Here is a 5083-nt window from a genome sequence, read left to right as displayed (position 1 = left end):
TTTTGATCTATATTACCTGTTTATCTTGCACTTTTTTCTCCCTCGCGCCATCTAAACCTATGCCACGCAATATGTGATTGATTTTTCAGCAAGCCCTAGGTAGTTCGGGTATTGAAACAACACCATACCACTTCTTAAAAACGTCTCCTTTGACAACACCAGCTTCTCGTAGATTACGTTATTCATTAGTGTACCCTGTGGTCTCGCCTCAGTTTTGGGAACTAATTGAAGTGATACTCGTCCTTCATTATAATTTTCTCGTCCACCTTATTTCTCTTCTAGATAAGTTCTTCTATAAGAGCGTCGTACTCACAATCGGGGTTGTATTTTTTGCGAATGGATTCTGCTGCTGGGTAATTCATTCCGAAACATGTTGTATCTCGTCCTTCCACCTTGTAGTCATAGTAAGCACCTGTTTCATAACATTCGGCAATGGTTAGCATCATGGAAGTAAGGCAACTATATTTTAACTTGGGTCTAAAATCATCCCAATTTCCGTAGTCAAAACAAAACACGGGAGATGTTTGTTTTTGTTCTTGTTCGCCAATGATAAAATAATCTTGCTTATCATGGCCTAAAAGAGAAAACCATTGGGGGGTTCTAGGGTGTTCAGCAGGAAATCTCTTAGAGAAATCAGCATTTTTTTTCTCGTCTTCTATCGTAAAAAAGTAGTTTTTGATTAGCCAATCTAAGTCAAAAAAATCGTGACCACCAAAACTTGAAAAACGTTTTTTGCTTGTAGATATAAAACCGTTTTTCCATTGGTAAAACCCATAAAAATCTTGAGGCAAACGGAATGGTAAAACTCTCAGTTTTTCCTCAATTTCCCAAAATTTTAGTCCGGGTTGTAAAAGAGAAGCTATTTGTGGATCGTTTTTTTGCATCCCCTTTAAGATGCGCTCCAATGCGTTTGTTAATACTACCATTATCAGACTCCTTTGAGTAAAAAATTAATGAAATTCCGGCTTAAGGTCTACCAATTACACCATTTCGATCGATCCAATATGAATTAATCCGTTGTTCTGGCAGAGTAATAACACCAAACGAATCGGTAACACGGATATTGGCTTCTCTGTAAAAAGCTCTCATTAGCTGTCCTTGTCGGTTTGACTCCCCTAAATCTACAAATTTTAGGGAAACCCTATTCAAGTTATAATTGCCTGGTCCTCCTTCATTGGTTGAATCAAAAGGATATTCATCACAGGCAGGTCTTCTAAAAAATGTGCTTTGATAAGCATCCCTAGCATCATCGTCACAGTATACAGTGTCCTCATACCAAGGCGGATTTGTCCGCTGGGGAAGTCCTCTAGTTAAGACGGCTGGGAGTAAGCTTCGTTGTTCCTGAATCCTTACATTCCCGAAACCCTTTTGAGCATCATTTATGTGTTTTGCATGGTCTTCCAAATTTCCCGCCGCATAGACAACGATCGGCAATCCCGTTCTACACTCAGGATCGTTGTTTAAAGCGCACTGCGTGGTTATTGCTATAGCCACTGGTGAGGGTAAACTTCTTATTCTAGAACTCCCGCTTGAAAAAACAAGTCCAGCTCCGGCGGCTCCCACATAAGGTGACAGATATTGAAAGGTAGACAGAATAGAGGAGATACTCATAGCAGCGCCACTGTCCTGTAAAAACAACCCAGTAGGATCGATCGCATTTACCGGATTCCCATGCACGTAAGGATACTTCGCTCTTGATAATGGCTCCTCCAACCACCCCTCAAACGGATCTGTAGTTGTAAACCGCCCGCTGTCAGAGTCGTAGTACCTCCTTCTGAGATAGTAATCGCCCAGATAAGGATCGAACTGCTCGCCCGCAAAGCGATAGTTATTGACTGTATTACCTACCGAACCTAATAAACTCCCATAAGCCTCATAATCGTAAGTATCCGTAACCGTACTGCTAGCATTTGTCAAAGCTCTCGTACTGCCCAAACCATCCACATGATAGAACGATCGCACCCCGCCCCGATTCTGAGAAATCAAATCATTTCCATAAACATAAGAAGTTTGCACAGCACCGCCAGGGGCATACTCTTCCAACACTTGTGCATAAGGCTGATTTGCATCAATTAAGTAGCGAGTTTCCTGTCCGTTGACTGTTGTCGCCACCCGGATATGATCGGGATTGTATTTGTATTGAGTTTGAACAGTGCCAGTAGGTCTGGTAATATTCGCCCCAATCAAGCGATTCTCATAATCCCAATTGTAAACTACTCGATCTGTGGCATCTTTAATCCGAGATAGAGTATTACCGTTGTTATCATAAGTGTAGCTATTGCTGCCATCACTCAACAATCGATCGTTATTGTTGTAGGTATAGTTTGTCATCCCAGTTACAGAATCATTACTGCTCAGGCGATTTCCTACAGGATCGTAGGTATAGTCAATTGTGCGATTACTTGCAGCCGGGTCGGTAATTTTCTCCTGAGTTAACCGATAGAGAGGGTCGTAATTGTACTCAACCTTGCGACCGTCATGTTCTTCCACAACCTTGCGATTTCCAACTGGATCTAGCGTGTAGCGATAACTGGAAATCACTCCAGAAGGCCCAGTATTTTCTAAGAGCACCAACCGATTCAAGTCGTTATACTGGCGAGTTTCAACCGTACTGTTGGGCAATACGGTGCGGACGAGATTCCCTATCTTGTCATAAGTGTACCGGGTAAGTCCCAAGTTGGGGTCTGTGACTGTCTCCAACTGATTGTATTTGCCATAGGTGTATTTAGTTGTGCCAGTGGGAGTAATGACCTCAGTGCGGTTGCTAGCTGCATCATAGCGATAGCGGATGAATTGGTTGTCGGGGTCAATTCGAGAAATCAGTCGCTCCCGCACATCGTAATCATAGGTGGTTATCCCCCGCTGGTCTTTGGTAGTTTTAATTTGACCCGTTGGCGTGTAAGTGTACTCGACTGCGGTGGTGTCAGGGAACCGCTTAGCGATCGTGCGGTTGAGTTTGTCGTACTCGTAGGTAATAGTATTCCGATTGAAATCAACGGTGCTAGCAATGTTACCAGGCGGGTCGTAGGTAGTGTCCGATCGCTGTCCCAAGGGCAGGATAGTAGCAGTGCGGCGGTTCAATTTGTCATACTCGTACTGCGTGATGTGTTGGTTGGCATCTTTGGCTTGAATTAAGTTACCAGCTAAGTCATACTTGTATTCCGTCCGCTGCTGGAGCGCATCAACAACGGCACTCAAGCGATTCAAGGCATCGTACTCAAATTCAGTGGTTTTTCCAGCTTGGTCTGTCTGAGTTTTAACCCGCCCCAATTCATCATAGGTAGTAGTTGTGTAGGAGCGATCGGGGAAGCGAGTTTCTACGAGACGGTTTAGCCTATCGTAAACAAAAGAAGTCGTGCGTCCTAGCTGATCTGTTTCGCTAATCCGATTTCCAAACGCATCGTAGGTGTAGGCTTTGCGACGGCAAAGACAATCGCTGCGAGACTCAATTAGACGACCTTTTTCATCGTACTCGTATTCTTGGCGGTTCCCCAATTCATCAATCCGGGCAGTAACCCAACCGAATTCGTTATACTCAGTCTTAGTTCTGGGGTTGTTTGAGAGGTCTAATGGCGTGTCATCTGGATGAATAACCTCAACAGGTCGATTCAGCCCATCGTAAACAAAATAGGTCGTGCGACCAGCTTGGTCTGTAAAAGAACTCCGTCGTCCAACAGCATCGTAGGTAGTGATGTTACGAGTACCATCTGCGAAATGAGTTTCCGCCTGGCGGCCCAGGGCGTCATAGACAAACTTGGTTGTCTGGTTTCTAGCATCGGTTGCGGTCAGCCTATTTCCGGCTGCATCATAGGTATATTTAGTTTCGTTGTTGAGAGCATCGCGGATAAGGATAGGGCGACCCGCTTTATCGTACTCATACTCGATGCGATTCCCTCGTTTGTCAATAGAGGCTTTGATGCGACCGATTTTATCGTATTCAGTTTTGGTTCTGGGGTTGTCAGAAAGGTCACTAGGCGTGTTATCGGGATAAATAGTTTCGATGAGACGATCTAAAGCATCATAGACGAAGTGAGTAGTCTGTCCTTTTTGGTCAATAGTGGCGATTTCTCGACCGGCTGCATCATAAATAGAACGCACGGATGTACCGTCAGCATACAAAGTTTGTTCGAGCTGACCTTTTGCATCATAACGATATTCGGTACGACGATTGTTCATGCCTTTTTCTATGAGGGCAGTCATATTACCTAGTCTGTCATATTCGTATTGGATAACATTGCCGAGTGGATCGGTTTCTGAGGTAACGCGACCTTCACCATCGTAAGTCCACCTTTTAATAAGTGTCCGCGAGCCGTTTGTAGTGGCGAATGTGGTTGTTTCGGTGAGTGTTTTTCCACTGGCATCATAAGTGTAAGTAGTTGAGTTACCTAGCGCATCAATTTGACGAGTTACTCGGCCAACTGAGTCATATTCAAATTTAGTTTCTCGTCCTTGTGCATCAATAATTGCAGTGATATTGCCGAGGCGATCGTAGGTTTGTTTTGTGATGCCAAGAGAGTTATCAGTAGACAAAAGATTACCTCTGTTGTCATATTTGTAGGTAATCGTTCGACCTAATGGGTTGGTTTTAGTTTGGATTTGTCCAAATTGATTATAACTATATCGAGTCACATTCCCCAAAGCATTTTTCTCAGATAACTTATTCCCCTTGGCGTCATAACTCCACTCAGTCGTCCACCCATTCAGTCCTGTTTTCGCAGTAAAAACAGTAGAAGTCAGAACATTATTATCCCCATCAAAAGTCCTATCAATCCTCTTCCCTAACGGGTCAATCTCAGTTAAAACATTCCCCCGACTGTCATAAACATAAGTAGTCTCCTTCCCAAAAACATCCTTAACTTTCTGAAGCGAATTATTCGGATCGTAAACCAACTCCACCGCAGAACCGTTGGCATCAATCATCTGCTTTAAACGACCAGAATCATCATATCCAGTCTTCACCCCAGTCCTTCCCAAAGCATCAACAACCTCAGTCAAAAAGTGAGGATTATTCGCAGCTTCATACTTAAAGCTAGTCGTATTATTCTCCCTATCCTTAACAGCAACCAAATCACCTTTACTATCG

At 43.6% G+C, this 5083-nt stretch carries 2 protein-coding genes; both read right to left on the bottom strand.

Annotation, left to right across the window (positions count from 1 at the left end; genetic code table 11):
• Positions 1-278: 278 nt before the first annotated feature.
• On the bottom strand, positions 279-926 hold the full coding sequence (locus JGK14_RS33450) for an SMI1/KNR4 family protein (protein ID WP_293271835.1): 648 nt from the start codon (positions 924-926) through the stop codon (positions 279-281).
• Between the two features lie 40 nt (positions 927-966).
• On the bottom strand, positions 967-5083 hold a 4117-nt coding region (locus JGK14_RS33445; protein WP_325315989.1), incomplete at its 5' end, for an RHS repeat-associated core domain-containing protein.

Source organism: Microcoleus sp. PH2017_28_MFU_U_A (assembly GCF_020738035.1).
GTDB lineage: Bacteria > Cyanobacteriota > Cyanobacteriia > Cyanobacteriales > Microcoleaceae > Microcoleus.
This window is presented reverse-complemented; position numbering and strand designations above follow the sequence as displayed.

Excerpts from the sequence above, each read along its gene's own strand:
- JGK14_RS33450 (WP_293271835.1), bottom strand. The coding sequence starts at position 926 with ATGGTAGTATTAACAAACGCATTGGAGCGCATCTTAAAGGGGATGCAA.